Origin of the sequence: Paraburkholderia sp. SIMBA_027 (assembly GCF_046535315.1) — a bacterium.
Lineage (GTDB): Bacteria > Pseudomonadota > Gammaproteobacteria > Burkholderiales > Burkholderiaceae > Paraburkholderia > Paraburkholderia tropica.
The window spans coordinates 1-228 of record NZ_JAWRWY010001776.1; the positions used below are offsets into that span (position 1 = coordinate 1).

General features: G+C 59.2%; 1 protein-coding gene. It reads left to right on the plus strand.

Features of this window, described 5'->3' with window-relative positions:
* A partial coding sequence (locus SB764_RS45270) for an NAD(P)(+) transhydrogenase (Re/Si-specific) subunit beta (RefSeq protein WP_410867477.1) occupies window positions 1-228 on the plus strand: 228 nt, incomplete at both ends.

The window sequence follows — 228 nt, forward strand, 5'->3', positions numbered from 1 at the left end:
GGATATGCGCAACGGGTCATCATTGTTCCGGGGTACGGTCTGGCCGTGGCCCAAGGGCAGCACACGGCGGCAGAGTTGGCGCTTGCATTGGAAAGCCGGGGGATTGAGGTGGACTTTGCTATCCACCCAGTGGCGGGGCGGATGCCTGGCCACATGAATGTCCTGCTGGCTGAAGCCAATGTTCCGTATGAATCGCTCAGGGAAATGGGTGACATCAACCCGGAGTTT